The organism is Pseudomonas sp. BR20 (assembly GCF_050780135.1).
In the GTDB taxonomy this organism is placed as follows: domain Bacteria; phylum Pseudomonadota; class Gammaproteobacteria; order Pseudomonadales; family Pseudomonadaceae; genus Aquipseudomonas.
In genome coordinates this window covers 3,401,091-3,426,670 of record NZ_CP172012.1, presented here as the reverse complement: position 1 = coordinate 3,426,670, position 25,580 = coordinate 3,401,091, and the positions used below count along the sequence as shown (strand labels likewise).

The 25,580-nt window shown below is 61.4% G+C and carries 22 protein-coding genes; 13 read left to right on the top strand and 9 right to left on the bottom strand.

The window, feature by feature from the left end; all coding sequences use genetic code 11:
- The first annotated feature begins 191 nt into the window (after window positions 1-191).
- From ACHPFG_RS15810 to ACHPFG_RS15775, 8 genes are all read left to right on the top strand, one after another.
- Complete coding sequence (locus ACHPFG_RS15810; RefSeq protein ID WP_431699724.1) at window positions 192-1,556, top strand: APC family permease; 1,365 nt, start codon at window positions 192-194, stop codon at window positions 1,554-1,556.
- A 9-nt stretch (window positions 1,557-1,565) separates the two neighbouring features.
- Entirely contained in the window at window positions 1,566-2,669 is a 1,104-nt protein-coding gene (locus tag ACHPFG_RS15805; protein ID WP_431699723.1) for a P1 family peptidase, read from the top strand.
- Window positions 2,670-3,035: 366 nt separating this feature from the next.
- On the top strand, window positions 3,036-4,469 hold the full coding sequence (locus ACHPFG_RS15800) for a serralysin family metalloprotease (protein WP_431699722.1): 1,434 nt from the start codon (window positions 3,036-3,038) through the stop codon (window positions 4,467-4,469).
- A 49-nt stretch (window positions 4,470-4,518) separates the two neighbouring features.
- Window positions 4,519-4,887, top strand: coding sequence for an AprI/Inh family metalloprotease inhibitor (locus ACHPFG_RS15795; protein ID WP_431699720.1), 369 nt, complete (start codon window positions 4,519-4,521; stop codon window positions 4,885-4,887).
- A gap of 102 nt (window positions 4,888-4,989) precedes the next feature.
- Window positions 4,990-6,741: a type I secretion system permease/ATPase gene (locus tag ACHPFG_RS15790; RefSeq protein ID WP_431699719.1), complete on the top strand. Its 1,752-nt coding sequence runs from the start codon at window positions 4,990-4,992 to the stop codon at window positions 6,739-6,741.
- Window positions 6,738-8,051: an HlyD family type I secretion periplasmic adaptor subunit gene (locus ACHPFG_RS15785; protein ID WP_431699717.1), complete on the top strand. Its 1,314-nt coding sequence runs from the start codon at window positions 6,738-6,740 to the stop codon at window positions 8,049-8,051. The genes ACHPFG_RS15790 and ACHPFG_RS15785 overlap by 4 nt, the downstream gene beginning before the upstream one ends.
- 2 nt (window positions 8,052-8,053) lie before the next feature.
- Complete coding sequence (locus tag ACHPFG_RS15780; protein WP_131696376.1) at window positions 8,054-9,391, top strand: TolC family outer membrane protein; 1,338 nt, start codon at window positions 8,054-8,056, stop codon at window positions 9,389-9,391.
- 40 nt (window positions 9,392-9,431) lie between these two features.
- Window positions 9,432-10,856 (top strand): polyurethane esterase, encoded by a 1,425-nt coding sequence (locus ACHPFG_RS15775; RefSeq protein ID WP_431699716.1) that lies wholly within the window; start codon window positions 9,432-9,434, stop codon window positions 10,854-10,856.
- A 113-nt stretch (window positions 10,857-10,969) separates the two neighbouring features.
- Here the strand turns inward: ACHPFG_RS15775 and ACHPFG_RS15770 are convergent, their stop codons facing one another.
- The gene (locus ACHPFG_RS15770) at window positions 10,970-11,194 is read right to left on the bottom strand and encodes a YgdI/YgdR family lipoprotein (RefSeq protein ID WP_131696374.1); all 225 of its coding nucleotides are present in this window, start codon (window positions 11,192-11,194) and stop codon (window positions 10,970-10,972) included.
- Window positions 11,195-11,378: 184 nt separating this feature from the next.
- Between ACHPFG_RS15770 and ACHPFG_RS15765 the strand changes: the two genes are divergently transcribed.
- A complete protein-coding gene (locus ACHPFG_RS15765; protein WP_431699715.1) occupies window positions 11,379-13,028 on the top strand; it encodes a VRR-NUC domain-containing protein in 1,650 nt (549 codons plus the stop codon).
- The gene (locus ACHPFG_RS15760; protein ID WP_431699714.1) at window positions 13,025-15,286 is read left to right on the top strand and encodes an ATP-dependent DNA helicase; all 2,262 of its coding nucleotides are present in this window, start codon (window positions 13,025-13,027) and stop codon (window positions 15,284-15,286) included. The genes ACHPFG_RS15765 and ACHPFG_RS15760 overlap by 4 nt, the downstream gene beginning before the upstream one ends.
- A 131-nt stretch (window positions 15,287-15,417) precedes the next feature.
- Here the strand turns inward: ACHPFG_RS15760 and ACHPFG_RS15755 are convergent, their stop codons facing one another.
- Window positions 15,418-16,368: an alpha-E domain-containing protein gene (locus ACHPFG_RS15755; RefSeq protein ID WP_065941447.1), complete on the bottom strand. Its 951-nt coding sequence runs from the start codon at window positions 16,366-16,368 to the stop codon at window positions 15,418-15,420.
- 2 nt (window positions 16,369-16,370) lie between these two features.
- On the bottom strand, window positions 16,371-17,780 hold the full coding sequence (locus tag ACHPFG_RS15750) for a circularly permuted type 2 ATP-grasp protein (RefSeq protein ID WP_131696370.1): 1,410 nt from the start codon (window positions 17,778-17,780) through the stop codon (window positions 16,371-16,373).
- A gap of 452 nt (window positions 17,781-18,232) precedes the next feature.
- Between ACHPFG_RS15750 and ACHPFG_RS15745 the strand changes: the two genes are divergently transcribed.
- The 3 genes from ACHPFG_RS15745 to ACHPFG_RS15735 all read left to right on the top strand — a co-directional run bounded on the left by ACHPFG_RS15745 (window position 18,233) and on the right by ACHPFG_RS15735 (window position 19,209).
- Window positions 18,233-18,778 carry a hypothetical protein gene (locus ACHPFG_RS15745; protein WP_431699713.1) on the top strand — a complete coding sequence of 182 codons (546 nt, stop codon included), beginning with the start codon at window positions 18,233-18,235 and terminating at the stop codon, window positions 18,776-18,778.
- 72 nt (window positions 18,779-18,850) lie between these two features.
- The gene (locus ACHPFG_RS15740; RefSeq protein ID WP_431699712.1) at window positions 18,851-19,063 is read left to right on the top strand and encodes a hypothetical protein; all 213 of its coding nucleotides are present in this window, start codon (window positions 18,851-18,853) and stop codon (window positions 19,061-19,063) included.
- Between the two features lie 11 nt (window positions 19,064-19,074).
- Window positions 19,075-19,209: a hypothetical protein gene (locus tag ACHPFG_RS15735; protein WP_256221203.1), complete on the top strand. Its 135-nt coding sequence runs from the start codon at window positions 19,075-19,077 to the stop codon at window positions 19,207-19,209.
- Between the two features lie 71 nt (window positions 19,210-19,280).
- On the opposite strand, the gene ACHPFG_RS15730 is transcribed toward ACHPFG_RS15735, so the two are convergent.
- From ACHPFG_RS15730 to ACHPFG_RS15705, 6 genes are all read right to left on the bottom strand, one after another.
- Complete coding sequence (locus ACHPFG_RS15730) at window positions 19,281-20,633, bottom strand: cation:proton antiporter (protein ID WP_431699711.1); 1,353 nt, start codon at window positions 20,631-20,633, stop codon at window positions 19,281-19,283.
- A 93-nt stretch (window positions 20,634-20,726) separates the two neighbouring features.
- A complete protein-coding gene (locus ACHPFG_RS15725; RefSeq protein ID WP_167655353.1) occupies window positions 20,727-21,980 on the bottom strand; it encodes an EAL domain-containing response regulator in 1,254 nt (417 codons plus the stop codon).
- Window positions 21,981-21,989: 9 nt separating this feature from the next.
- Window positions 21,990-22,376 (bottom strand): response regulator, encoded by a 387-nt coding sequence (locus tag ACHPFG_RS15720; protein WP_131696366.1) that lies wholly within the window; start codon window positions 22,374-22,376, stop codon window positions 21,990-21,992.
- A complete protein-coding gene (locus ACHPFG_RS15715; protein WP_259242553.1) occupies window positions 22,361-23,710 on the bottom strand; it encodes a sensor histidine kinase in 1,350 nt (449 codons plus the stop codon). Before ACHPFG_RS15715 ends, ACHPFG_RS15720 begins: the two co-directional genes overlap by 16 nt.
- Before the next feature lie 204 nt (window positions 23,711-23,914).
- Window positions 23,915-24,478 carry a GNAT family N-acetyltransferase gene (locus tag ACHPFG_RS15710; RefSeq protein ID WP_145338116.1) on the bottom strand — a complete coding sequence of 188 codons (564 nt, stop codon included), beginning with the start codon at window positions 24,476-24,478 and terminating at the stop codon, window positions 23,915-23,917.
- Window positions 24,479-24,496: 18 nt separating this feature from the next.
- Window positions 24,497-25,420, bottom strand: a complete 924-nt coding sequence (locus ACHPFG_RS15705; RefSeq protein ID WP_431699708.1) for a universal stress protein — start codon at window positions 25,418-25,420, stop codon at window positions 24,497-24,499.
- Window positions 25,421-25,580: the final 160 nt, after the last annotated feature.

Genomic DNA, 25,580 nt, shown 5'->3' with positions numbered 1-25,580 from the left:
TCCCGCCAACAAAAGATCACCCCAAGGGTTCGGCTTTTGCCGGGTGCCGTCAAGGGGAGTACGCCAATAGGGGAATTGGCTGGCACTAGCCCAACCGTTATCGTCGGCAGCATCCAGCGGGAAACATATCCCGCCACTTTCAGACCTTTCGTTTCTGCCTCACACAAAGAACAACGACAGAGGATAACGATATGAGCACTTCCGCCACGCCCGATGGCGTGCTGAAACCCACCCTGAGCGTCTTCGATGTGGTGGCCATTACCGTTTCAGCGGTGACCCCCGCCAGTTCCGTCTTCGTGATCGCGCCTTTTGCCATCCAGCAGGCTGGCAGCGGCGTGTTCCTGGCGTTCGTGATGGCAGGGCTGCTGGCGCTGATGTTCGCGTTTTGCTACGCCGAACTGGGCCGCGCCCATAACAGCGCCGGTGGCGAGTATGTGTATGCCAAGCGCGTGTTCGGTGGCATGGCCGGCTACGCGACGTTCCTGACCGTGCTGGTGATGCTGTTGTTTATTCCTCCGGTATTGGCCACTGGTGCCGCAACCTATCTCAACAATGCTCTGGGTACCACATTCGACGCGCAAACCGTGGCCCTGGTGATCGTGGTGTGCAGCTACGCCCTGGGCATCCTCAATATCAAGCTCAACGCGTGGATCACCGGGACCTGCCTGCTGCTGGAAGTCGCGGCGTTGCTGGTGATCGTGTGCATCGGCTTCGGTAACCCGGTGCAGCCCGCCAGCGTGCTGTTTCAACCCCAGATCGTCGAAAACGGTGTATTGCATTTGGCGCCTTGGGCCCTGGTGATTGGCGCGGTGGGCATTGGCCTGTTTTCCTACAACGGTTACGGCCCCGCCGTGTTGCTGGCCGAAGACATGAAATGCGGGGGCAAGGGCGTGCACAAGGCGGTGCTGTGGTCCCTGGGACTGGTGGTGGTGATCGAGCTGGTGCCGATCACGGCGCTGTTGATCGGCGCGCCCTCGCTGAGTGCGATGATCAGCAGCCCGGACCCCATCGGCTACCTGCTCACCAGTCATGGCAATGAAACCCTGTCGCGCCTGGTCAGTGCGGGCATCTTCCTGTCGGTGTTCAATGCCATCGTCGCCATCGTTATCCAGATCGGCCGCGTGGTGTTCAGCAGCGGGCGCGATGCATTGTGGACGCCTACTATCAACAAGCTGTTCACCCGCATTCATCCGCGCTGGGATTCGCCCTGGCTGGCCACGCTGTTCCTGGCGATCCCGTCGGCGTTGCTGAGCTTCAGCTCCAACCTGGCTGACCTCACTTCGTTCAGCGTATTGCTGATCATATTGGTTTACCTGGTGGTGGCGTTGAGCGCATTGATGAGCCGCGTGCTGCTGCGCGACCGCGAGCATCCCTATCGCATGCCGCTGTGGCCGTTGCCGGCGTTGCTGGCTGCACTGGGCGCGGGTTACTTGCTGGTGACCTTGATCTACGCGGCGTCAGTACGCGACATCATGATCATCATCGGCTTGCTGGCCCTGTCGGTGATTCTGTATTGCATCAGCGGCCGGTCGAGTCCGGCCTTTCAGAAATTGTAAGGAGTGGTTATGCGTGCACGTCAATTGGGCATCACGTTGGGGCTGGGCACACCCGGTGAGTTGAATGCCATCACCGACGTTACCGGGGTTCGGGTCGGTCACAGTACGCTCAAGACCCGTGTCGACGGCAAACAGGTGCGTACCGGTGTCAGCGTGGTCCAGCCCCGCGCCGGGGAAGCGCGGTTGCAGCCGTGCTTTGCCGGGTATCACGTGCTTAATGGCAATGGTGACGCCACCGGCCTGGAATGGATCAGCGAGGCGGGTCTGTTGACCACGCCGCTGGCCATCACCAACACCCACAGCATCGGCATCGTGCGCGACACCTTGATTGCCCTGGAGCGCGAGCGCCTGGCGGACCCGGCGGTGTACTGGTGCATGCCGGTGGTGATGGAAACCTACGACGGTCTGCTCAACGATATCTGGGGACAGCACGTCAAGCCCGAGCATGTGCGCCAAGCGCTGGACAGCGCCGAACGCGGCCCCGTGCAAGAAGGCGCCGTGGGCGGTGGAACGGGGATGATCTGCCATGAATTCAAGGGCGGTATCGGCAGCGCTTCGCGGCGCTTGCCGGCAGAGCAGGGCGGCTGGACCGTCGGCGTGCTGGTGCAGGCCAACCATGGCAAGCGCCGGGAACTGCGGGTCGACGGTTATCCGGTAGGCCGCCGCTTGATGGACATCCCGTCACCCTTTGCCGAACGAGGCACGCCGGGCATGGGCTCGATCGTGGTGATCATCGCCACGGATGCGCCCCTGCTGCCGCACCAATGCCAGCGCCTGGCACAGCGCGCGTCTATTGGCATCGCGCGCACCGGGGGTGGCACCGAGGACTCCAGCGGCGACCTGTTCCTGGCCTTCGCCACCGGTAATCAGGATCTGCCGCCAGCAGACTACGCGCGCAGGGGCCTGCCGTTGAGCAGTACCTTACAGATGGTGAATAACGATCATATTTCCCCGCTGTTCAGCGCTGCGGCGGAAGCGGTAGAAGAAGCGATCATCAACGCGATCCTGGCGGGCGAAGACATGGTGACCGACGACGACGTACAGGTGCCGGGTTTGAAAGGCGAAACCTTGTTACAGGCATTGCACGACACGGGTTGGCGCGTGTCCCGGTAATAGGGGACAGCGCCGATATATAAATATAAATAGTGGCTGTTTAATGTTGCCAATGACACCGTGACAATATCGTGGATCCAATTATCTAGTGTGCCGCTCAACTTGAGCGGCTTTAGCGCTATTTAATATTTAAATAAGTGCCTGATGTCTTTTGTCGGACAAAGGCAACGCTACCCAATAGATACGGAGCTGAACTTGTTGGCGCTGTTTATAGGTCAGCTTTCATGCAGGAAAAGATGTAGACGAAAGATTTCAAGTTGTGTCAGTTTCGTGACGCCTTCAAAAGAGGCGAGTGATAGGACGATCTCGCCCGCGGGATTCCTATCGACCCAAGACTGATGCATGTGCAAACAAGGAAGTACGTTTATGTCAAAAGCAAAAGACAAGGCTATCGTGTCGGCGGCGCAAGCCAGCACCGCATACTCGCAGATCGATAGCTTCAGCCATCTGTATGACCGTGGCGGCAATCTCACGATCAATGGCAAACCCTCCTACACCGTTGACCAGGCGGCCACCCAGTTGCTGCGCGACGGCGCCACGTACCGGGACTTTGACGGCAACGGCAAGATCGACCTGACCTACACCTTCCTGACCTCGGCGTCCTCGAGCACCATGAACAAACATGGCATCTCGGGCTTCAGCCAGTTCAACGCCCAGCAGAAAGCACAGGCCGCGCTGGCCATGCAATCCTGGTCGGACGTGGCCAACGTCACCTTCACCGAGAAAGCCACCGGCGGTGACGGCCACATGACATTCGGCAACTACAGCAGCGGCCAGGACGGCGCAGCAGCCTTCGCCTACCTGCCCGGCACCGGTGCAGGCTACGATGGCACCTCGTGGTACCTGACCAACAACAGCTACACGCCGAACAAGACCCCGGACCTGAACAACTACGGCCGGCAGACCCTGACCCACGAAATCGGCCACACCCTGGGCCTGGCTCACCCTGGCGACTACAACGCCGGCGAAGGCGCCCCGACCTACAACGACGCGACCTATGGACAGGACACGCGCGGCTACAGCCTCATGAGTTACTGGAGCGAGAGCAACACCCACCAGAACTTCAGTAAAGGCGGGGTCGAAGCCTACGCCTCCGGCCCGCTGATCGACGACATCGCCGCGATCCAGAAGCTCTACGGTGCCAACTACAACACCCGTGCCGGCGATACCACCTACGGGTTCAACTCCAACACCGGGCGCGATTTCCTCAGCGCCACTTCCAACGCCGACAAGCTGGTGTTCTCGGTCTGGGACGGTGGCGGCAATGACACCCTGGACTTCTCCGGCTTCACCCAGAACCAGAAGATCAACCTCAATGAGGCCTCGTTTTCCGACGTTGGCGGCCTGGTGGGCAACGTTTCCATCGCCAAGGGCGTGACCGTCGAGAACGCTTTCGGCGGTGCGGGCAACGACCTGATCATCGGCAACAACGCGGCCAACGTAATCAAGGGCGGGGCCGGTAACGACCTCATCTACGGTGGCGGCGGTGCGGACCAATTGTGGGGCGGCGCGGGCAACGACACATTTGTGTTCGGTGCCAGTTCCGACTCCAAGCCAGGGGCGGCGGACAAGATCTTTGACTTCACCTCGGGCTCCGACAAGATCGACCTCAGCGGCATCACCAAAGGGGCCGGCCTGACCTTCGTCAATGCCTTCACCGGGCATGCCGGCGATGCGGTGTTGAGCTACGCCGCAGGCACCAACCTGGGCACCCTGGCCGTCGACTTCTCCGGGCACGGCGTGGCGGATTTCCTCGTCACCACCGTAGGCCAGGCGGCGGCCAGCGACATCGTGGCATGATGCACCGGCGCGGCGCTCAAGCGCCGCGCCTCCAGGATGGAGCGTACAGATGCAGCGTTTTTACAATGTGATCGCCTGCGTGTTGCAGGTGATGTTCGTGTCGGCAGGAGCCCACGCAATGGCGAGCAGTCTTGTTTTACCCTCCAGCGCCCAACTGGCCGGGCATTGGCAGTTGCACCAGCAGGATCAGGTGTGTGCACTGGACCTGCTCGAGCAGGCCAATGCCCTGGGCGGCGATGTGGCCTGTGTGGCGCAATGGCTGGGGGACAAGCCCCTGACGTGGTCGCCGACCCCGGACGGTATCTGGCTATTCAATGCCGAAGGCAGCGGGATCACCCATCTGAATCGTCAGAAAGAAGGTGAGTACCAGGCATGGACAAAGTCCGGCACCTTGGTGGAGTTAAAACGAGTGCCTTAGTTATTGTTATAAGTCTATAACTCGATTTTATTAGTTGACGGCCTCTATAAGAGAGGGTGGGCAACTTATGCGCGTAATTTGGTTCAAGGAAGATCAGAACATATGGCCAAGCCCCAGGCGGTTGCGCCCTTATTCAAGGCGCTGGGTGAATACAAGAGCATCTTGATCAGCATTGGCTGTTTCACGGCATTGATTAACCTGTTGATGCTGGTGCCGTCGATTTACATGCTGCAAGTGTACGACCGTGTGCTGTCCTCCCAGAATGAAACCACCCTGGTGATGTTGACGCTGATGGTCGTCGGCTTCTTTGCCTTTATTGGCCTGCTCGAGGTCATCCGCAGTTTTATCGTGATCCGCATCGGCAGCCAGTTGGAGCGACGTTTCAACTTGCGCGTTTACAAGGCCGCTTTCGAACGCAACCTGCAACGCGGCCAGGGGCATGCCGGGCAATCCCTGGGGGACTTGACCCATATCCGCCAATTCATCACCGGGCCGGCGCTGTTCGCATTCTTCGATGCACCGTGGTTTCCGATCTATCTTTTTGTGATTTTCCTCTTCAACGTCTGGCTCGGGGTGTTGGCCACCGCCGGCGCACTGCTGTTGATCGGCCTTGCGTGCCTCAACGAATACCTGACGAAGCAGCCATTGGGCGATGCCAGTGGTTTCTCCCAACAGTCGACGCAACTGGCCACCAGCCATTTGCACAACGCCGAAACCATTCAGGCCATGGGCATGCTCAGCGCGTTGCGCCATCGCTGGTTTGCCGTGCATGCACAGTTCCTCAGCCTGCAGAACAGAGCAAGTGACACCGGCTCGGTGATCACCTCGTTAAGCAAATCCCTGCGGCTATGCCTGCAATCGCTGGTGCTGGGCCTGGGCGCACTGCTGGTGATCAAGGGCGATATGACGGCGGGGATGATGATCGCCGGCTCGATCCTGATGGGCCGCGTACTCAGCCCCATCGACCAGTTGATTGCGGTCTGGAAGCAATGGAGTTCGGCCAAGCTGGCCTATCAGCGGCTGGACGAATTGCTGCGTGAGTTCCCGCCGGAAGTGGAGCAGATGAAATTGCCCGCACCCAAGGGCCAGGTCAGCTTCGAACAGGTCAGCGCTGGCCCGCCCGGACGGCGCATGCCCACCCTGCATCAGGTCAGCTTCAACCTCGGCGCCGGTGAAGTGCTGGGGGTGCTCGGCGCCTCGGGCTCCGGCAAATCCACCCTGGCCCGCGTACTGGTGGGCGTGTGGCCGACCTTGGCCGGCACCGTGCGCCTGGACGGTGCGGACATTCACCGCTGGGATCGCGACGACCTCGGCCCGCACATCGGCTATCTGCCCCAGGACATCGAACTGTTCAGCGGCAGCATCGCCGATAACATCGCGCGCTTTCGCGAGGCCGACCCCGAGCGGGTGGTGCAGGCGGCACAACAAGCCGGCGTGCATGAATTGATCCTGCGTCTGCCCCACGGTTATGACACGGTCCTGGGCGATAACGGTGGTGGCCTGTCCGGCGGCCAGAAACAACGGGTGGCCCTGGCGCGTGCGTTGTACGGCGGGCCGCGGTTGATCGTACTGGACGAGCCCAACTCCAACCTCGACACCGTCGGCGAGGCCGCGCTGGCCAGCGCCATTGTGCAGATGAAGGCCCAGGGCAGCAGCGTGGTGCTGGTGACCCATCGCTCTTCGGCCTTGGCCCAGGCCGACAAATTGCTGGTGCTCAACGAAGGGCGTTTGCAGGCATTCGGGCCGAGCCAGGACGTGCTGCGAGCGTTATCGGGCCAGCAGGAAGCACCGAAGGAAAAACCCGGTGTGAGTTTCAGCCGTCAGTATCAAGCCGGAAGGAATCCAGGCGCATGAGCAGTATCACTGTTGAACCACGTTTCAAAGAGCGCGACGCCCGGTTCTTTGCGCGCCTGGGCTGGCTGCTGACCGTGGTCGGTGCCGGTGGCTTTTTCCTCTGGGCCAGCCTGGCGCCCCTGGACCAGGGTATCCCGGTGCAGGGCACGGTGGTGGTGTCGGGCAAACGCAAGGCGGTGCAAACCTTCAGCCCCGGCGTGGTCAGTCGGATTCTGGTGAAGGAGGGGCAGTTGGTGAAGCAAGGCCAGCCGCTGTTCCGTCTCGACCAGACCCAGAATCAGGCCGACGTGCAGTCCCTGCAAGCCCAGTACCGCATGGCCTGGGCCAGCGTCGCGCGTTGGCAGAGCGAGCGCGACAATCAATCCGTCATCACCTTTCCCGCCGAGCTGAGCAGCAACCCCGATCCGGCATTGGCGTTGGTGCTCGAAGGCCAGCGCCAATTGTTCAGCAGCCGTCGCGAAGCGTTTGCCCGTGAACAGGCAGGCATCCGCGCGAATATCGAGGGCGCGACCGCGCAGCTCAACGGCATGCGCCGCGCCCGCAGCGACCTGACCGCCCAGGCCCAGTCCCTGCGTGACCAACTGAGCAACCTGCAACCCCTGGCCGACAACGGCTATATCCCGCGCAACCGGCTGATGGAGTACCAACGCCAGCTGTCCCAGGTGCAACAGGACCTGGCGCAGAACACCGGTGAGAGCGGTCGGGTGGAGCAGGGCATCCTTGAATCGCGCCTGAAACTGCAGCAGCACAGCGAGGAATATCAGAAGGATGTGCGCAGCCAGTTGGCCGACGCGCAATTGCGCAGCCTGACCCTGGAGCAGCAACTCACATCGGCCGGCTTCGATCTGCAACACAGCGAGATCAACGCACCGGCCGACGGTATTGCGGTCAATCTCAGCGTGCACACCGAGGGCGCCGTGGTGCGTGCCGGTGAAACCCTGCTGGAAATCGTGCCCCAGGGCACGCGCCTGGAAGTCGAAGGGCATTTGCCGGTGCACTTGGTGGACAAGGTCGGCACGCACCTGCCGGTGGATATTCTGTTCACCGCCTTCAACCAGAGCCGCACCCCGCGCGTGCCGGGGGAGGTCAGTCTGATTTCCGCCGACCAGATGCTCGATGAAAAGACCGGCGCGCCGTATTACGTGCTGCGCACCACCGTCAGCGAGGCGGCGCTGGAGAAACTCCACGGCCTGGTGATCAAGCCGGGCATGCCCGCCGAGATGTTCGTGCGCACCGGCGAGCGTTCGTTGCTCAATTACCTGTTCAAGCCGCTGCTCGACCGCGCCGGCTCCGCGTTGACCGAGGAATGAGCATGAAAGCTGTGTTCATCGCCTTGCTGTTCACCTGCGTTAACGCCCAGGCCGCCATGGGCCCGTTCGATGTGTACGAGCAGGCCCTGCGCAACGATCCGGTGTTTCTCGGTGCGATCAAGGAGCGCGACGCCGGCCTGGAAAACCGCACCATCGGCCGCGCGGGCCTGCTGCCCAAGCTGTCGTACAACTACAACAAGGGACGCAACAACTCCCAGGCCACCTTACCCGACGGGCGCGGCGGCAATTACCACGACGACCGCAACTACAACAGCTACGGCTCGACCTTCAGCCTGCAACAGCCGCTGTTCGACTATGAGGCGTACGCCAACTACCGCAAAGGTGTGGCCCAGGCGCTGTTTGCCGATGAAAGCTTTCGCGACAAGAGCCAGGCCCTGCTGGTGCGGGTGCTGAGCTACTACACCCAGGCGCTGTTTGCCCAGGACCAGATCGACATCGCCCGCGCCAAGAAGAAGGCCTTCGAGCAGCAGTTCCAGCAGAACCGGCATCTGTTCCAGCAAGGCGAGGGCACCCGCACCGATATTCTCGAAGCCGAGTCGCGCTATGAGCTGGCCACCGCCGAAGAAATCGAGGCGCAGGACGAACAGGACGCCTCGTTAAGAGAACTGGGCGCGTTGATCGGTGTACAGAGCGTCAACATCCACGACCTGGCGCCGCTCAACCAGGATTTTGCCGCGTTCACCTTGACCCCGGCCAACTACGACACCTGGCATGAACTGGCGATCAGCAACAACCCCACGCTGGCGTCCCAGCGCCAGGCCCTGGAAGTCGCACGTTATGAAGTGGAACGTAACCGCGCCGGGCATCTGCCCAAGGTCACTGCGTATGCCAGTTCGCGCCAGCAGGAGTCCGACAGCGGCAATACCTACAACCAACGCTACGACACCAACACCATCGGCGTGGAAGTGAGCGTGCCGCTGTATGCCGGTGGCGGTATCTCCGCGTCCACCCGCCAGGCTAGCCGTGCCATGGAACAGGCCGAATACGAACTGGAAGGCAAGACCCGCGAGACCCTGATCGAACTGCGTCGGCAGTTCAGCGCGTGCCTATCCGGCGTGAGCAAACTGCGCGCGTATCAAAAGGCCCTGAGCTCGGCAGAAGCGCTGGTGGTGTCGACCCAGCAAAGCATCCTCGGTGGCGAGCGGGTCAACCTCGATGCGCTGAACGCCGAGCAACAGCTCTACAGCACGCGGCGCGACCTGGCCCAGGCGCGTTACGACTACCTGATGGCCTGGACCAAATTACATTACTACGCCGGCAACCTGCGCGACACCGACCTGGCCAAGGTGGATGAGGCGTTCGGGCCAGCACCGCATTAATTGGCTTTCTCGACAATTCCAACAACAGAGAGGCAAGACCATGGGTGTGTTTGACTATAAAAACCTCGGGGCCGAGGGCTCCAAAGCATTGTTCGCCGATGCCATGGCGATCACGCTGTACTCCTATCACAACCTGGATAACGGCTTTGCCGTGGGCTACCAGCACAACGGCCTGGGGCTCGGTTTACCGGCCACACTGGTCGGTGCTCTGCTGGGCAGCACGGATTCCCAGGGCGTGATTCCCGGCATTCCCTGGAACCCGGACTCGGAAAAAGCCGCCCTGGAAGCCGTGCAACAAGCCGGTTGGACGCCCATCAGCGCCAGCACCCTGGGCTATACCGGCAAGGTCGACGCCCGAGGCACCTTCTTTGGCGAAAAGGCCGGCTACACCACGGCCCAGGTCGAGGTGCTGGGCAAGTACGATGACGCCGGCAAGTTGCTGGAAATCGGCATCGGTTTTCGCGGTACGTCGGGGCCTCGGGAAACGCTGGTCAGCGACTCCATTGGTGATCTGGTCAGCGATCTGCTCGCGGCCTTGGGCCCCAAGGATTACGCGAAGAACTATGCCGGCGAAGCCTTTGGCGGCCTGCTCAAGAACGTCGCCGACTACGCCAGCGCCCACGGCCTCAGCGGCCACGACATAGTGGTCAGCGGCCACAGCCTGGGCGGCCTGGCGGTGAACAGCATGGCCGACTTGAGCAGCAATAAATGGGCAGGTTTCTACAAGGACGCCAACTACGTGGCCTACGCCTCGCCGACCCAGAGCGCCGGCGACAAGGTGCTCAATATCGGCTATGAAAACGACCCGGTATTCCGTGCGCTGGACGGCTCATCCTTCAATTGGTCGTCGTTGGGCGTGCATGACAAACCCCATGAATCGACCACCGACAATATCGTCAGCTTCAACGACCATTACGCTTCGACGCTATGGAATGTGCTGCCGTTTTCCATCACTAACCTGCCGACCTGGATCTCGCATTTACCTACGGGTTATGGCGATGGGATGACGCGCATCCTCGAGTCCGGGTTCTATGAGCAGATGAGCCGCGACTCGACAATTATCGTCGCCAACCTGTCCGACCCGGCCCGGGCTACCACCTGGGTACAAGACCTCAACCGCAATGCCGAGCCGCACAAGGGCGATACCTTCATCATTGGCAGCGACGGCAATGACCTGATCCAGGGCGGCAAGGGCGCGGACTTTATCGAGGGGGGCAAAGGCAATGACACGATCCGCGACAGCAGCGGGCATAACACCTTTTTGTTCAGCGGGCAGTTTGGCCAGGACCGGATTATCGGTTATCAAGCGACGGACAAGCTGGTGTTCACGGATGTGCAGGGCAGTACGGATTATCGCGATCACGCCAAAGTGGTAGGCGCGGATACGGTGATCAGTTTTGGCGGCGATTCGGTGACGTTGGTGGGGGTGGTTGGCTTGTCGGGGGAGGGGATTGTTATCGGTTAAAACGGTGGGAGGGGGCTTGCCCCCGATAGCGGTGGCTCAGTCAATAGAGATGTCGACTGGAATACAGCCATCGGGGGCAACCTCCACATTTGATCAGTGCTGGCCGCTGGAAATCAGTTTTCCTTGCGCACCGTCGCCACGTCGTCGGCTTTGACACGGATACGCTTGCCGGCGATATCGGTGAACTCATAGAACCCGTCGGCGGTCTTGGTTTTTGGAGAGTCCTTGGTCAAATACTGCGTGCCATTTTGCAGCGTCACTACGGTTTGCGTCGCGCAACCGGCCAATACCAGAAAAGTGAGTGCAACCAGTGGCAGCCCCAAATTCTTCATGTTCATAACCCTTACCGTTAACCCTGAAAGTCCCGCGCCAAGGCTGCGGGCCATAAATTTTACGCCATTGACTCCCCATCTGATCACTTTTATACAAAAAGTTGCGTGCGCCATTTATCTATTACCGATTGCAACACAGTATGGGTAACGGCACTCTGTATGCATAACCAGTATTTGACCCGCGCGTGCCATGCCCAATCCCCTCGACGATCCGCTCTATTACCTGCATAACTTCCGCCAGGTCCTGCATTGGCTGGGGCAACGCTATGCCGATCTGCTCGACCCAGACGAACAGCATTTCATTCAGCAATTCGGCAGGTTGCCGCAAGCGTCCCAGGCGCTGTTGGTGCGCATGGTGATGCGCAAGGGCGTGCATTTTCGTGCGGGCAAGCTGCAATACGTGGAGATCGGTTGCCCCCATGCCGCTGCCGCGCCCCTGCGGGAATTGGGTTGGGTGGACGACAACCACCTGCTGGCATTTGAAGCATTATTCGCCTTGTTGCAAAAAGGCGAGATCCTCAGCAACTTCACACCCTGGATCGACCAGCCCAAGGGCAAGAAGGCCGATTGGCTGGAAGGGTTGGTGGCGCAGTTCACCGACGCGCGCAGTTTCGCCGACTGGTGCCCGGACCTCGCCGACACGCTGTACAGCCTCACCGTGATGGAGTTGTGTGATCGCCTGCGCCTGATGTTCTTCGGCAACCTGCACCAGGACTGGTCCGAGTTCGTGCTCGCCGACCTGGGTATCTACACCTATGAAAAAGTCGAGTTCTGCGCCGAATCGCGGGGGTTGCGCAGCCGCGCCGACGTGCACGGTTTTCTGTTCCTGCACCAATGCCAGCAGGCTTTTGAACGCGGTGAGGCGCTGGCGCAGGTGCTGGCTGAGGTCGCCACGCTGAACACCGATAACCCCTGGCTGGAAAAGCGCCGGGCCAAGCTGTTGTTCCAGCTCGGTCAATATTGCGAGCGCCGTGCCGAGTTGGACCTGGCGCAGCAGGTCTACCGCACCAGCGCTTACCCTGGCGCCCGCGCGCGGCTGATTCGCGTGCTGGAGCGCCAGGAGGATTACGTCCAGGCCATGGCCCTGGCGAACGCCGCACGACAGGCACCGGAAAGCGCCGCCGAATGGCAGCATATAGGACGGGTGTTGCCGCGCCTGCGCCGCAAACTGGGGGAGCCGGCGCTGCCCAAGGCCAAGCCCCGCGAGGTCACGCGCCTGGACTTGGCCCTTGCGTTGCCGGAGCCGTTAGTCTCGGTGGAGTACTGCGTGCAGGCCCACCTGAGCGAACCCGATGCACCGGTGCACTACGTGGAAAACGGCCTGATCAATTCGTTGTTCGGTCTATTGTGCTGGGAGGCGATCTTCGCACCGCTGCCCGGCTCGTTCTTCCACCCGTTCCAACGCGGGCCGGCAGACCTGCACAGCGAAGACTTCCACGCGCGCCGTGCCCCCCTGTTTGACGCGTGTTTCGCGCAACTGCAGGACGAGCGCTACAAGACCACCATTCGTCAACGCTACCTCGATAAGTGGGGGATCCAGTCGCCCTTTGTGTTCTGGAACCTGCTCAATGAAGACCTGCTGGAACAAGCCCTGGCCTGCCTGCCGGCCGAACACCTGCGCTACTGGTTCGAACGGCTACTGCTGGATATCCGCGCCAACCGCGCCGGCATGCCGGACCTGATCCAGTTCTGGCCGGCGCAAAAAACCTACCGCATGATCGAGGTCAAGGGCCCTGGCGACCGCCTGCAAGACAACCAGCTGCGTTGGCTGGAGTTCTGCGGCGAATACCAGATGCCCGTCACCGTCTGCTATGTACGCTGGGCGGAGCAACCGGCTTGAGCTACAGCGTGGCGGTACGGGCGCTGTGTGAGTTCACCGCCAAGGTGGGCGACCTGGACCTGCGCTTTACCCCGTCGCCCAGCGCCCAGGAAGGCATTGCCGGCCATCGCACCGTGGCCTCACGACGCAGCGCGCACTACCAGAACGAAGTGGCTCTCGAAGGCGACTACCAGCAGCTCAAGGTGCGGGGCAGGGCAGACGGCTATGACCCGGACACCAACCGCCTGGAAGAGGTGAAGACCTATCGCGGCGACCTTGGTGCCCAGCCCGCCAACCACCGGCAACTGCATTGGGCGCAGGCCAAGGTGTACGGCTGGTTGATGTGCCAGAAGCTTGGCCTCACGGATATTGACGTGGCTCTGGTGTATTTCGATATCGTCGGCGAAGGCGAGACCCTGCTCAATCAACGTTTCCAGGCGGCCGAGTTGCAAGCGTTCTTTAACCAGCAATGTGCACTGTTTCTCGGCTGGGCCCGCCAGGAAATGCAGCACCGCGAAGCGCGCAACGCTGCGGCGCAGACCTTGAGTTTCCCCCATGCCGACTTTCGTCACGGCCAACGCACTTTGGCCGAGTCGGTGTACAAGGCCGTCAGCACCGGGCGTTGCCTGATGGCGCAGGCCCCCACGGGGATCGGCAAGACCATCGGCACGATTTTCCCGCTGCTCAAGGCCTTGGCGCCCCAGCAACTGGATAAGGTGCTGTTCCTGACCGCCAAGACCCCAGGCCGCAAATTGGCGCTCGATGCCGCACATGTGCTGCAGATGCAGACCAGCAGCCCCGACCTACCGTTGCGCGTGCTCGAGCTGGTCGCGCGGGACAAGGCCTGCGAACACCTGGACAAAGCCTGCCACGGTGATTCCTGCCCTTTGGCCAAGGGCTTCTACGACCGCTTGCCCGCCGCGCGCATGGCTGCCTCCCAGGTGCGCCTGCTCAACCAGCGCAACCTGCGCGACGTGGCCCTGGCCCATGATGTGTGCCCCTATTACCTGAGCCAGGAGATGGCACGCTGGGCCGACCTGGTGGTCGCCGACTACAACTATTATTTCGACTTCGGCGCCATGTTGTTCGGCCTGGCCCAACTCAACCAGTGGCGCGCGGCGGTGCTGGTGGATGAGGCCCACAACCTGGTGGAACGTGCCCGTTCGATGTACAGCGCCAGCCTCGACCAGTACGGCCTCAAGACCCTGCGCGACAGCGCTCCCGACGTCTTGAAGAAACCTTTGCAGCGCCTGAACCGTGAATGGAACGCCCTGCACAAGGACCAGCTCGCGCCCTACCAGGCCTATGCCGAGCGTCCGGAAAAACTCTTGCAGGCCCTGAGCCTGTGTACCCGCGCCATGGGCGACTACTTCAACGATCATCCCGAGTCATTGACGGGCGACCTGCAAGCCTTCTACTTCGAGGCATTGCACTTCGCCAAGGTCGCCGAGCTGTTCAACGAACACTTCATCTTCGATATCAGCAAGCGCCAGTTCAGTGGCAAGCGCAGCAGTTCGACTCTGTGCCTGCGCAATGTGGTGCCCGCCGAATTCATTCGCCCGCGTTTGACCGCGGCACGCAGCAGCGTGCTGTTTTCCGCGACACTGAGCCCACGCCATTACTACGCCGACCTGCTGGGCCTGCCGGCGAACACGGCATGGATCGATGTGGAGTCGCCGTTCAAGGCTGAGCAATTGCGGGTGCGCATCGTCGACGAAATCTCCACCCGGTTTGTGCATCGGGATACCTCGCTGGCCCCCATCGTCGACCTGATCGCCCATCAGTTTGCGCAACAACCGGGCAACTACCTGGCGTTTTTTTCCAGTTTTGATTACCTGCAACAAGTGGCGCAACGGTTGGCTGAGCGCCATCCGCAGATTGCGCTGTGGCAACAGTCGCGAGGCATGGCCGAGGCCGAACGCCAGGCGTTTCTCGAACAGTTCACTGAACATAGCCAGGGCATCGGCTTTGCCGTGCTCGGCGGTGCGTTCGGCGAAGGCATCGACTTGCCCGGCGCGCGCCTGATCGGCGCGTTTATCGCCACCCTGGGCTTACCGCAATTGAACCCGGTCAACGAGCAGATGAAGGCGCGCATGGGCGCGCTCTTCGGCGCCGGCTACGACTACACCTACCTGTATCCCGGCATCCAGAAAGTGGTGCAGGCTGCAGGCCGGGTGATCCGCAGCCAGCAGGACAGGGGCGTGGTGATGTTGATCGACGACCGTTTCGGCGAATCGCGGGTGCGCCCGTTGTTGCCGCGCTGGTGGGCAGTTGATTGAGTTACCCCCATCGATCTCGCAGGCCAGGCAAAACCTTCAGAAAGGCCAAGTCAATGAGCCCGCTGATCCCGCAAAAGATCCTTGTTAAGGAAGGGTATTGAGCTGTGCGTGCGCTCCCCGGTACTGAACGGTCAGACCACTTCCAGGTAAGAACTGTGGATCGCACGCGCCAACTCGCGCACGGTGTCGATGAACTCCGTGAGACGGCTATGCAGGCCATCTTCGAGAATCTCATCAATCCCGGTGTACCTCAGCCGCGCTTCGAATTCCGCCGCCAAGCGCTGTGCCGTGCGCCCATAACTGCCAGGCAGGTCGGCGAGGATATGGCTCAACTCTTCGATACAGGCATGCAACGAACGCGGCACATCGCTGCGTAGCAACAGCAGTTCGGACACCGACCGCGCGTTCAGCGCATTCGGGTACAACTCGGTATACGCCTCGAACGACGACAACGCACGGAGCAGGGCGCTCCACTGGTAATACCCGCGTGCCGACAGGTCGCTGACTTCCTCCGACTCTTCGCCGAACATCTCGTAGCGCGCATCCAGCAGGCGCAAGGTGTTGTCCGCGCGCTCGACAAAGGTACCCAGGCGAATGAACCGATAGGCGTCATTGCGCATGATGGTGCCCGAGGTCGCGCCGCGGAACAGGTGTGAACGCTGCTTGACCCAGTCACAGAAGTGGCTGATGCCATGCCGCGCCAGGCCACCGGCGGCGATGCTGCGCATTTCCAGCCAGGTGGCGTTGAGGTTTTCCCACATGTCGGCAGTGATGCGTCCGCGTACCGCATGGGCATTGCCCCGCGCGGCGCGCAGGCAGTTGTAGATGCTGGCGGGGTTTTCTTCGTCGAGGGCGAAGAAGTGCAGCATGCGCTCGGCATCCAGGGTTTGGTGGCGTTCCAGGTAACTGTCCAGGGTGCCGCTGCTGAGCAACGACATGGCCAGTTCATCCAGGCCATCGCTACGCCCGGCCTGGGGCATCAGCGACAGCGAATAACTGACTTCGAGCATGCGCGCCAGGTTCTCGGCGCGTTCCAGGTAACGGGACATCCAATACAGATCTGCGGCGGTTCTACTCAACATACTCAGCCCTCCACCACCCAGGTGTCCTTGGTTCCGCCGCCTTGCGACGAGTTGACGATCAACGACCCTTCACGCAATGCCACCCGCGTCAGGCCACCGGGCACCAGGCGGGTTTCCTTGCCCGAGAGCACAAAGGGCCGCAGGTCGATATGCCGAGGGGCGATGCCGTTTTCGACAAAGGTGGGGCAGGTGGACAGGCTCAGGGTCGGTTGGGCGATATACGCATGGGGGCGCGCCTTGATGCGTTGGCGGAAGTCTTCGATCTCGGCAGCCGTGGCCGCCGGGCCGACCAGCATGCCGTAGCCGCCGGAGCCCTGGGTTTCCTTGACCACCAGCTCGGCCAGGTTGGCCAGCACGTGGGACAGCTCATCCGGTTTGCGGCACTGGAAGGTCGGCACGTTTTGCAGGATCGGCTCTTCATCCAGGTAAAACTTGATCATCGCCGGCACATAGGGATAGATCGATTTGTCGTCCGCGACACCGGTGCCGATGGCGTTGGCCAGTACCACATTGCCGGCGCAGTAGGCGGCGACCAGCCCCGGCACGCCGAGCATCGATTCAGGGTTGAATGCCTGCGGGTCGAGGAAGGCGTCGTCAATACGCCGGTAGATCACGTCCACGGCCTTGGGCCCGTCGGTGGTGCGCATGAACACCTTGAGGTCGTGCACGAACAGGTCGGCGCCCTCTACCAGCTCCACGCCCATTTCCCGCGCCAGGAACGCATGTTCGAAGAACGCGCTGTTGAAGCGCCCAGGTGTCAGCACCACCACATTCGGGTTGTCCAGGCGGCTGGCGCTTTTCAGGGTCTTGAGCAGCAGGTTGGGATAGTGGTCCACCGGCGCGATGCGCTGCTTGGCGAACACTTCGGGGAACAGGCGCATCATCATCTTGCGGTCTTCGAGCATGTAGCTCACGCCGCTGGGGGTGCGCAGGTTGTCTTCGAGCACGTAGTAGGTGCCGTCGCCGTCGCGTACCAGGTCCACACCGGAGATATGCGAATAAATGTCGCGGTGCAGGTCCAGGCCGACCATCGCCTTTTGATAACCCTCGTTGCCCAGCACCTGGTCCGCCGGAATGATCCCGGCCTTGATGATGCGCTGGTCGTGGTAGATATCGGCGAGGAACATGTTCAGCGCATTGACCCGCTGGATACAGCCGCGTTCGATCACGCTCCATTCAACGGCGGGGATGCTGCGGGGGATGATGTCGAAGGGGATCAGGCGCTCGGTGTCCTGCTCGTCGCCATAGAGGGTGAAGGTGATCCCGGCGCGGTGGAACAGTAAATCGGCTTCGCGACGACGCTGGGCCAGCAGTTCCGGCGGCGTGTTGGCCAGCCAGCGGGAGAAATCCTGATAGTGCGCACGGCACACGCCGTTTGCATCATTCATTTCATCAAAGAAAGATCGAGCCATTCCAGTACCTTGTCAGTGCCGAGGGTTGCCTTGGGTGGCACTGCCGCTTTAAAAAACGCATTTTTTTATGAGCCCGTGGCTGATGGTGCCATCGGGCCTGGTCCTTACTTTCTTATGGGGTCGGCTCTGGGTCGGGGGGTAACGAATGTTCCTGTATTCGGGCAGATGAATGGATAAAGCAATGCGTGTGCCGGAATGGGCATACAGCACTGGATTTCCCCTGGCGGAAACCGGGCCTGTTGTGGTGAGCGGGCTTGCCCCGCGTTGGAGTGCGAAGCGCTCCCAGGATTTTTGGGGCCACTGCACAGCCCAACGCGGGCAAGCCCGCTCGCCACAGCAAGCCCCCTCACCATAAAGGCGCGGCTTTCGCACCATGGTGGTGCATCAACAAACTTGAACTTCGCCCCAGCCCGATTCTTCTAACAGGTCTCAGCCCAGCACGGAGCACGGATGTGCCCAGAATCATTTCACCCGACACCCCGGAAGCGAACCTGACCGATCACAGCGAACACAACGCCAAGATCTTCGGCTCGCCCAAGGACCGTCTCGACTTCTACCGTCGCGAAATCCAGTACGAAACCTCGATCCTCGCCAACCGCACCGATGCCTACCTCACGGCGCAGTCGTTCCTGGTGATTGCCTTTGTGTCCGGCATGGGCAACCTCAACCCGGAGTGGGGGAAGTTGTTCACCCTGGTGGTGCCGGCGTTCCTGGCGTTGCTCGGTATCCTCAGCTCCCTGAATGCCTGGCCGGGGATTCGGGCCGCCTACGAAATCATCGATCACTGGCATTACAAGCAGAGCGAACTGCTGCGCAGCGAACCGGTGATGGGCATGGCCTACGATGAGTCGCCGCTGTTTTCCGAAATGGAGTCGTCCCATAAGGGCTATCGCAAGTCGCTGTTGTTCTCCATGCGCGTGCCGTGGTTGTTCATGGTGTTCTGGGTGATGCTGGGCGCCTATGCGTTTTATATCCAGGTGGATAACCCGGGCTCTTAAGCAATTGGAACTTCAGCGACCGGCGCGGGACCTTACCTTTACGCAGTCTGCGTTTTTCAAACGAGGTGACCCATGAGCACAGACAAAGACCCCCAGACCAGCAACCGTAACGACCCGGCGATCGACGGCGGCGAACCGGCCCCAGGCACGGCGGCCGATGCACCGAAAGACCCGAAACCCGCCGTCGACCCTAAAGCCAAGGAAAACGACTACAGTCCAGACTTCAAGCCTGAGCGCGAGCCCAAGCCTGAAACCGATGCCGATATCGACACCCAAGGTGGTTAGAGGAGACGGTCATGTCCAAAGAACTGGAAGAAGAACTCAACGATCCGGGCAATGAAGACCCGGGTTCATTGATGGATGATGCAGAAGTGCCGCTCAACGATCTGGACGACGCAGCGGATGTGGGCAATACAGAAAAGCCCGATTAATCCCAACTATCCGTAGATACCGTCTTATCCAAGAGGTATCTACGGCGATTGATACCCGCGCCTACAAAACGTCAGGACTGATCTCTCGCCTGAGCACGTCGTTCATACCACGCCAGCATCGGCTGGGTACTCAAGCCATGAACGACGACGCTCAAGGCGATCACCGACAGGGTCAGGTTCACCGCCACCGCGCTGCTGGTGCCGATAAGGCCATGGTTGAGCGCGTAGAACAGATAGTAGATGCTGCCGATCCCGCGAATCCCGAACCAGCCCATCAACCCGCGCTGCTGGCGATTGATCAAGCCGCCCCAGGGCATCGCGAAGACACTGATCGGTCGAATCACGCAAAACAGCAATGCCGCCAGCGGCAACGCCCGCCAATCCCAATGGCTGACGAGCACGATCCCCAGCAACGTCACCAGGAACACTTCCATCGAGCGCTCCACCAGGCTGCCGAACGAGAGCATGTCGCCCATCATCACCCCTGCGGCGATCTGGGTGTCCGCCAGCTCGCTCACATCCCCCTGCAGCGCGCGCTCCGGCTCCACTTCCAGATGGCCCACCACCGGCAGCGCCAAATGCTCTGACGGAGTGCGCGAGTTGCCGGTTGACCTGAACTCTGCCTGACGCAAGCCGAGCCCGGCGGCGAACACCGACAGAAAGCCGTAGCCACCCAGCGCTTCGGCAACCACGTAGGCCAGGGCGATCAGGGCCAGGGTCAGGTAGTCATTGGGGGAGAGCGTGCTGTCACTGTTGGTGATACGCAGCCACAGCGTTGCGCGGCCGATTCCGCGCCCCATCCAGTACCCGATCAACAGCCCGGCCGGCACTGCCCACAGCAGGTTCTTCAACGCCCAGCCGCCCAGCCAGTCACCGTCAAAGCCGCCGTGCTGCATGAAGACCAGGGCAAAAATCACGAAGGGAAAGGCCGTGCCATCGTTTAACCCGGCTTCCCCGGACAGACCGAAGCGCAGCGCATCGTAGTCCTGTGCATTGTTGACCTGGACCAGGCCCGCCAGCACCGGATCGGTCGGCGCCAGAATGGCACCCACCAGCAGCGACACCCCCCACGACAGCTCAAACACGTAATGCAACGCCAGGCAGCTGCCGAGGATGGTCAACAGCATGACCGGGCCGGCCATACCGAACGCGATGCGCCAGGTGCGATGGCCCAGGGGCAGGCGCAATTTGAGCCCGCTGACGAACAATGAAAACAGCACCGCAACTTCCGTGAGGTGCTCCATCCAGCGGGCAGACTGCTTGATGTCCAGGTGCAGCAGGTCCACCCCGAGGGGGCCAATGCCCACGCCCAGCAACAGGCACACCGCTGAGGTGGTCACCGGCATCCAGCGCAGGTAAGAAGAGGTGAGGGCAAGGGTCAGCAGCACGGCGCCGAGAACGGCCATCCATAGAATAAAAGTCATCGAGCAGTATCCAGGGCCGTGGTCTATTCACGTTCGAGGATCCTGGCCGGCTGCTGGTTCAATGTGATTGCATCGGTTTGAGCGGGCCCAGTTCTACAGCGAAGATGCGCGCTCCAGCAGCAGCCGTTCCAGGGTGGCGGCGGGCAACGGTCGGCTGAACAGGTAGCCCTGGATCTGATCGCAGCCGGCTTCCTTGAGGAACGCCAATTGCGCCTGGGTTTCCACGCCTTCGGCCACCACCCGCAGGCTCAGGCTGTGGGCCAGTTCGATGATGGTGCGGGTGATCGCGGCGTCCTGGGGGTTGCTGGTGACCTCACGGATAAACGCAATGTCGATCTTCAGCGTGTCGATGGGGAAGCGTCGCAGGTAGGCCAGGCTCGAGTAGCCGGTGCCGAAGTCATCAATGGAGATCTTCACGCCCATGGCACGCAAGCGTTGCAGGCTGGCGATGGTGTGTTGGGTATTCTCCATCAGCGAGCCTTCGGTCAGTTCTACTTCCAGCCAATGGGGTTCGACGCCGGTCTCATTGAGGATGCGCGCAATATCGGCAATCAGGTCGCCCTCGATGAGTTGATGGCCGGAGACGTTCACCGACACCTCAACGGCGCCGATCGCGCTGCGCTGCCATGTCGCAATCTGCTGGCACACGCTGCGGATCACCCAACGTCCCACCTCGACGATCAAGCCCAGGCTTTCCAGGACGGGGACGAACACCGCTGGCGACACCGCGCCGTATCCCGGGCGTTCCCAGCGCAGCAAGGCCTCCAGGGCGCAGATCCGCCCGTCGGCCAAAGCGACCTTTGGCTGGTAATGCAGGGTGAATGCCTCGTGCTCCACGGCCTGGCGTAGGGCGTTTTCCAGGTCCTGGCGAGCGAGGTCGTGCACGTTCATGCGCGTGCTGTCGCCGGCATGTTGGCGTAGCTGCTGCTCAAGCAACTGGCTATGGCGCTTGAGTTGATCACCGTGGCTCTTGAGCCGCAGCAGGTTGCGCACGCGCAGCCACAGCTCGACCCGTTCCACCGGCTTGCTGATGAATTCCTCTGCGCCGGTTTCCAGGCCACTGACCCGTGCACTCGACTCACTGAGTGCCGACAGCATGATGATCGGAATGCTCGCCGTGGCTGCGTCGCCCTTGAGCTGGCTGGCGACTTCGTAGCCGTCCATGCCCGGCATCATGATGTCCAGCAGGATCAGGTCAGGCGGCTGTTTGGCCACCAGTTGCAAGGCTTCTTCGCCGCTGCTGGCACTCAGGGTCTGGTAGCCCTCGTGTTGCAACAGGGTTTCCAGCAGCTTGCGAACCTGAGGTTCGTCATCAACGATCAACAGTGTTGCGGGTTGGCTGGCCATGGAGAGGACTCATCTGAGGGGCGAGGTGGTAGTGGGTTGCAACAACGTGTCGATCACCTGGTACAGCTCTTTGTAGCGCAACGGCTTGCTGATGTAGGCATCGCAGCCGGCCAACCGGGTCTTTTCACGGTCTTCCTTCATGGCCATTGCGGTCAGCGCAATCACCGGGATATGGGCGGTGTGCGGGTCCTGCTTGAGCAGCGCGGTAGCGGCCAGGCCGTCCATGCCCGGCAGTTGGATGTCCATGAGGATCAACGCCGGTTGGGCTTCGCGGGCCAGGGTCAGGCCACTCTCGGCGTCGGCGGCCCACACCACCGTGTGGCCGGCGTTGACCAGCAGCAGTCGGGCCAGGCGCATATTGGCCTCGTTGTCTTCGACGATCAGGATATGGGCCATTCAGCCTCCGTGCCTCGGTGGAGTGGCAGCCACACCACAAACCGAGCGCCCTGGCCTTCACGGCTGGCCACCGCAACACTGCCGCCATGCAGGTCGGTGAGTTGCTTGACCATCGCCAAGCCCAGGCCAGTGCCTTCGAATTTGCGCGCCAGGCTGCTGTCGATCTGGCTGAAGGCCCTGAACAGCTTGCCCATGTCGTCCTCGGCGATACCGATGCCGGTGTCGCTGACGCTCAATTCGAGGAACTGCTGGTGGGCGCTGGGTTGCAGGGCAAACCCGTGCATCGGCCAATCGCCGGGCACCTGCCCGACCTGTTCGCGGGCTACCTGGCGCACCGCCAGGGTCACGGAACTGCCGTGCTCGCTGAATTTCACCGCATTGGCCAGCAGGTTGTAGATGATCTGCTTGGTCTTGCGCAGGTCCAACGCCAACGTGCCGAAGTCGTCCTGGCTTTCGAGCTTCAACTGAATGCGTTGCAGGGCGGCTTTTTCGCGCACGATCAACAGGCTGTTGGCGAGCAGCCCCGCCAGTTCCACGGACTCCAGCTCCAGGTCCATCATCCCGGCCTCGACCTTGGACAGGTCGAGAATGTCGTTGATCAGTGACAGCAGGTGCTGGCCGCTGGTGAAGATATCGCCGATGTACTCCCGTTGGATCTCGCTCATGTCGCCCACCAGCCCGTCCTTCAACGCCTCGGAAAAACCGATCACCGCATTCAGCGGCGTGCGCAATTCGTGGGACATGGTGGCGAGGAATTCGGACTTCATATGGCTGGCATGTTCCAGCTCCAGGTTTTTTTCCTCCAGCGCGCGCTCAAAGCCTTTGCGTTCGGCTTCTTCCTGTTTGCGTGCGGTGTTGTCGGTGCCGATCAACAGGTAGCCGATGATGGTGTCATGACGATTGCGCAGCGCCGTCACCGACACCATGGCCGACAGGCGGCTGCCGTCCTTGCGGATATAGGTCAGCTCGTAAATATCCTCAATGCCACGGGAGGCCTTGAATACCAGGGCTTCGAAGCCCGGCGTGATCGGCGTGTCCAGCTCCAGGCTGAGGGCGGCGGCGCGGGTGATCAGTTCGGCGGGGTCGGAGATGTCGGCGGGGGTGATGCGGTTGAGTACATCGTCGGCGGCATACCCGAGCATGCGTTCTGCGCCGACATTGAAGATCTGGATCACGCCTTTTTCATCGGTGGCGATGCTGGAGAAGTAGGCGCTGTTGAAGATTGCGTCTTGCAGGGCACCGGTTTTCAGCAGGGTCTTCTGGCGTTTGAATTCGACGATTTTTTCGGCCCGCGATTGGGCTTCGGGCGGGGATACAGTAGCGGGTTTGTCCATGGCGGTGTTTTCCAGGCGGATCAAGCCCGGCCGTGTCGACGACAGGGCCGCAGAGCATGCTCACAGAAAATCGCGTGGACGCGATGAGGAGGAGATGAGGTCCCCGGACAATAGCAGATACCGCCCGTCGCGCGGTATGAATACACTCAAACGAACGTACGCCGGCACAGGGCGGCGGGCCGCCCTGTTAGCGTGCGGCGCGGCTTAGAGCGTCACACTGCTGATGACCTGGGTGCTGTCATCCGGGTCGATGACGCTGTGGAATCCCAAGGCATGGTTCAACTCGCGCAACGGCGCATTGGTTGCCGCGTCGACCGTGTACATGCGTTTGAAGCCATTGGCGCGCGCCGCCGTCATCAGGTGTTGCATCAAAATGCGCCCCAGGCCCAGGTGTTGCCACGCATCGGCGACGGTGACCGCGCATTCGCATGCATCCACCGTCGCCGCGGCATAGCGGGCCACGCCGATCTCGATGAGTTGGCCGTTGTCGTGCACCAGGGCGATAAAGGCCATGCGGTGCTGGTTATCGACATCCATCAATTGATCCATCAGCGTCTTGCCAGGCTCGTTGATTTCGCCCAGGAAGCGCGCGTGCCGCGATTCACGGGACAGGCCCTTGATGAAATTGTATTCCCGTTCACGGTCGTCGGCGCCGAGGGGGCGCACCAGTACATGGCGGCCATTGTCGAGTTGATCGAGCCAGTGCGGTTTCGGCAGTGCTGCGTAGGCGAGGGCGGCCTGCTGGTTACGTGCTTCGAGGGTAGGCATGGTGTGGGCTCCTGGCGGTCAGTCGAAGCGTTCGGGCGAGACCACCCAAACGCTGCATGGCATCTTGTACAGCAGCGATTCGGTGGTACTGCCCAGCAGTCGCGACAAGCCGCGATGGCCGACGCGACCCATGACGATCACATCGATGTTGTAGGCATCGGCGTAGCTGGCCAGGACCTTGGCCGGGCTGCCCAGGATCATATGGCGTTGCTCCGGCGGGATGCCGTTGCGCGCGGCCAGGTCATTGAACGCCTGGCCCTGCTCGGCGAACAGCAGTTTGGCGGCCTCAGAAGAGAAGAAGCCGGCGCCACTGCCAAATCCATACTCCTGGGTACTCAGGTCAGACAGATCGTGTGCGTAGACCACCTCCACCTCGGCATCACACGCGGTGGCGAGTTTGGTCGCTTCGTGCAGGATGCGGTCGTTGAGGCCTTCATAGCGGCCATCGCGATGAAACGGGTCGACCGCGGCCACGATCCTGCGCGGTAACCCATGCTGTACCCGGCTGACAAAGTGCAGCGGCACCGGGCATTCGCGCAGCAGGTGCACATCCAGCGAGGTGAACATCAGGCGCGAGAGCAGCGATTCATGTTCGAGCGCCTTGATCACCAAGGCCATCGGCTCTTCCTTGAGCCGAATCAGCAGTTCCTTGAGCGGGTTTTCAACCCAGGCGACTTCGGTGGTGACCGTCAGCCCGAGGTGACGCAACGGCCTGGCCTGGTCCTCCAGCCACTGGTGATGGCGCTCCACGTAGCCCAGGCGCATTTGCTCCAGGGCCTGCTCGTTGACCAGACCGGCAGTGGCCAGGCCTTCCAGGTAGTCGAAGGCCAGGATATGCAGCGCGGCGCCTTCGGCCTTGGCCAGGGCGGCGGCACGCTCGAATGCCGGACTGTGCTCCATCAGTGGCGAAACCAACAACAGGTAACGTGCTTGAGCAGACATGGTGATCTCCCTTGTGAACCCGTGGCGGTGAAGGGCATCGGGCAGCGGTGCCTTGGTCGATCATGCCCCTGGGGGCAGGGGCGCCATTGATCTGCATCAAGACGCCTGGCTGCCGGACAGGGCAGGCGACGTTCGGTCATGTGCATCGGCAAAGGGTTGA

Excerpts from the sequence above, each read along its gene's own strand:
- ACHPFG_RS15795 (WP_431699720.1), top strand. The coding sequence starts at position 4,519 with ATGCAGCGTTTTTACAATGTGATCGCCTGCGTGTTGCAGGTGATGTTC.
- ACHPFG_RS15715 (WP_259242553.1), bottom strand. The coding sequence starts at position 23,710 with ATGGACAAACCCGCTACTGTATCCCCGCCCGAAGCCCAATCGCGGGCC.
- ACHPFG_RS15770 (WP_131696374.1), bottom strand. The coding sequence starts at position 11,194 with ATGAACATGAAGAATTTGGGGCTGCCACTGGTTGCACTCACTTTTCTG.
- ACHPFG_RS15730 (WP_431699711.1), bottom strand. The coding sequence starts at position 20,633 with ATGACTTTTATTCTATGGATGGCCGTTCTCGGCGCCGTGCTGCTGACC.
- ACHPFG_RS15735 (WP_256221203.1), top strand. The coding sequence starts at position 19,075 with ATGTCCAAAGAACTGGAAGAAGAACTCAACGATCCGGGCAATGAAGAC.
- ACHPFG_RS15780 (WP_131696376.1), top strand. The coding sequence starts at position 8,054 with ATGAAAGCTGTGTTCATCGCCTTGCTGTTCACCTGCGTTAACGCCCAG.
- ACHPFG_RS15740 (WP_431699712.1), top strand. The coding sequence starts at position 18,851 with ATGAGCACAGACAAAGACCCCCAGACCAGCAACCGTAACGACCCGGCG.
- ACHPFG_RS15765 (WP_431699715.1), top strand. The coding sequence starts at position 11,379 with ATGCCCAATCCCCTCGACGATCCGCTCTATTACCTGCATAACTTCCGC.
- ACHPFG_RS15750 (WP_131696370.1), bottom strand. The coding sequence starts at position 17,780 with ATGGCTCGATCTTTCTTTGATGAAATGAATGATGCAAACGGCGTGTGC.
- ACHPFG_RS15805 (WP_431699723.1), top strand. The coding sequence starts at position 1,566 with ATGCGTGCACGTCAATTGGGCATCACGTTGGGGCTGGGCACACCCGGT.
- ACHPFG_RS15725 (WP_167655353.1), bottom strand. The coding sequence starts at position 21,980 with ATGGCCAGCCAACCCGCAACACTGTTGATCGTTGATGACGAACCTCAG.
- ACHPFG_RS15810 (WP_431699724.1), top strand. The coding sequence starts at position 192 with ATGAGCACTTCCGCCACGCCCGATGGCGTGCTGAAACCCACCCTGAGC.
- ACHPFG_RS15720 (WP_131696366.1), bottom strand. The coding sequence starts at position 22,376 with ATGGCCCATATCCTGATCGTCGAAGACAACGAGGCCAATATGCGCCTG.
- ACHPFG_RS15710 (WP_145338116.1), bottom strand. The coding sequence starts at position 24,478 with ATGCCTACCCTCGAAGCACGTAACCAGCAGGCCGCCCTCGCCTACGCA.
- ACHPFG_RS15755 (WP_065941447.1), bottom strand. The coding sequence starts at position 16,368 with ATGTTGAGTAGAACCGCCGCAGATCTGTATTGGATGTCCCGTTACCTG.
- ACHPFG_RS15775 (WP_431699716.1), top strand. The coding sequence starts at position 9,432 with ATGGGTGTGTTTGACTATAAAAACCTCGGGGCCGAGGGCTCCAAAGCA.
- ACHPFG_RS15705 (WP_431699708.1), bottom strand. The coding sequence starts at position 25,420 with ATGTCTGCTCAAGCACGTTACCTGTTGTTGGTTTCGCCACTGATGGAG.
- ACHPFG_RS15800 (WP_431699722.1), top strand. The coding sequence starts at position 3,036 with ATGTCAAAAGCAAAAGACAAGGCTATCGTGTCGGCGGCGCAAGCCAGC.
- ACHPFG_RS15790 (WP_431699719.1), top strand. The coding sequence starts at position 4,990 with ATGGCCAAGCCCCAGGCGGTTGCGCCCTTATTCAAGGCGCTGGGTGAA.
- ACHPFG_RS15785 (WP_431699717.1), top strand. The coding sequence starts at position 6,738 with ATGAGCAGTATCACTGTTGAACCACGTTTCAAAGAGCGCGACGCCCGG.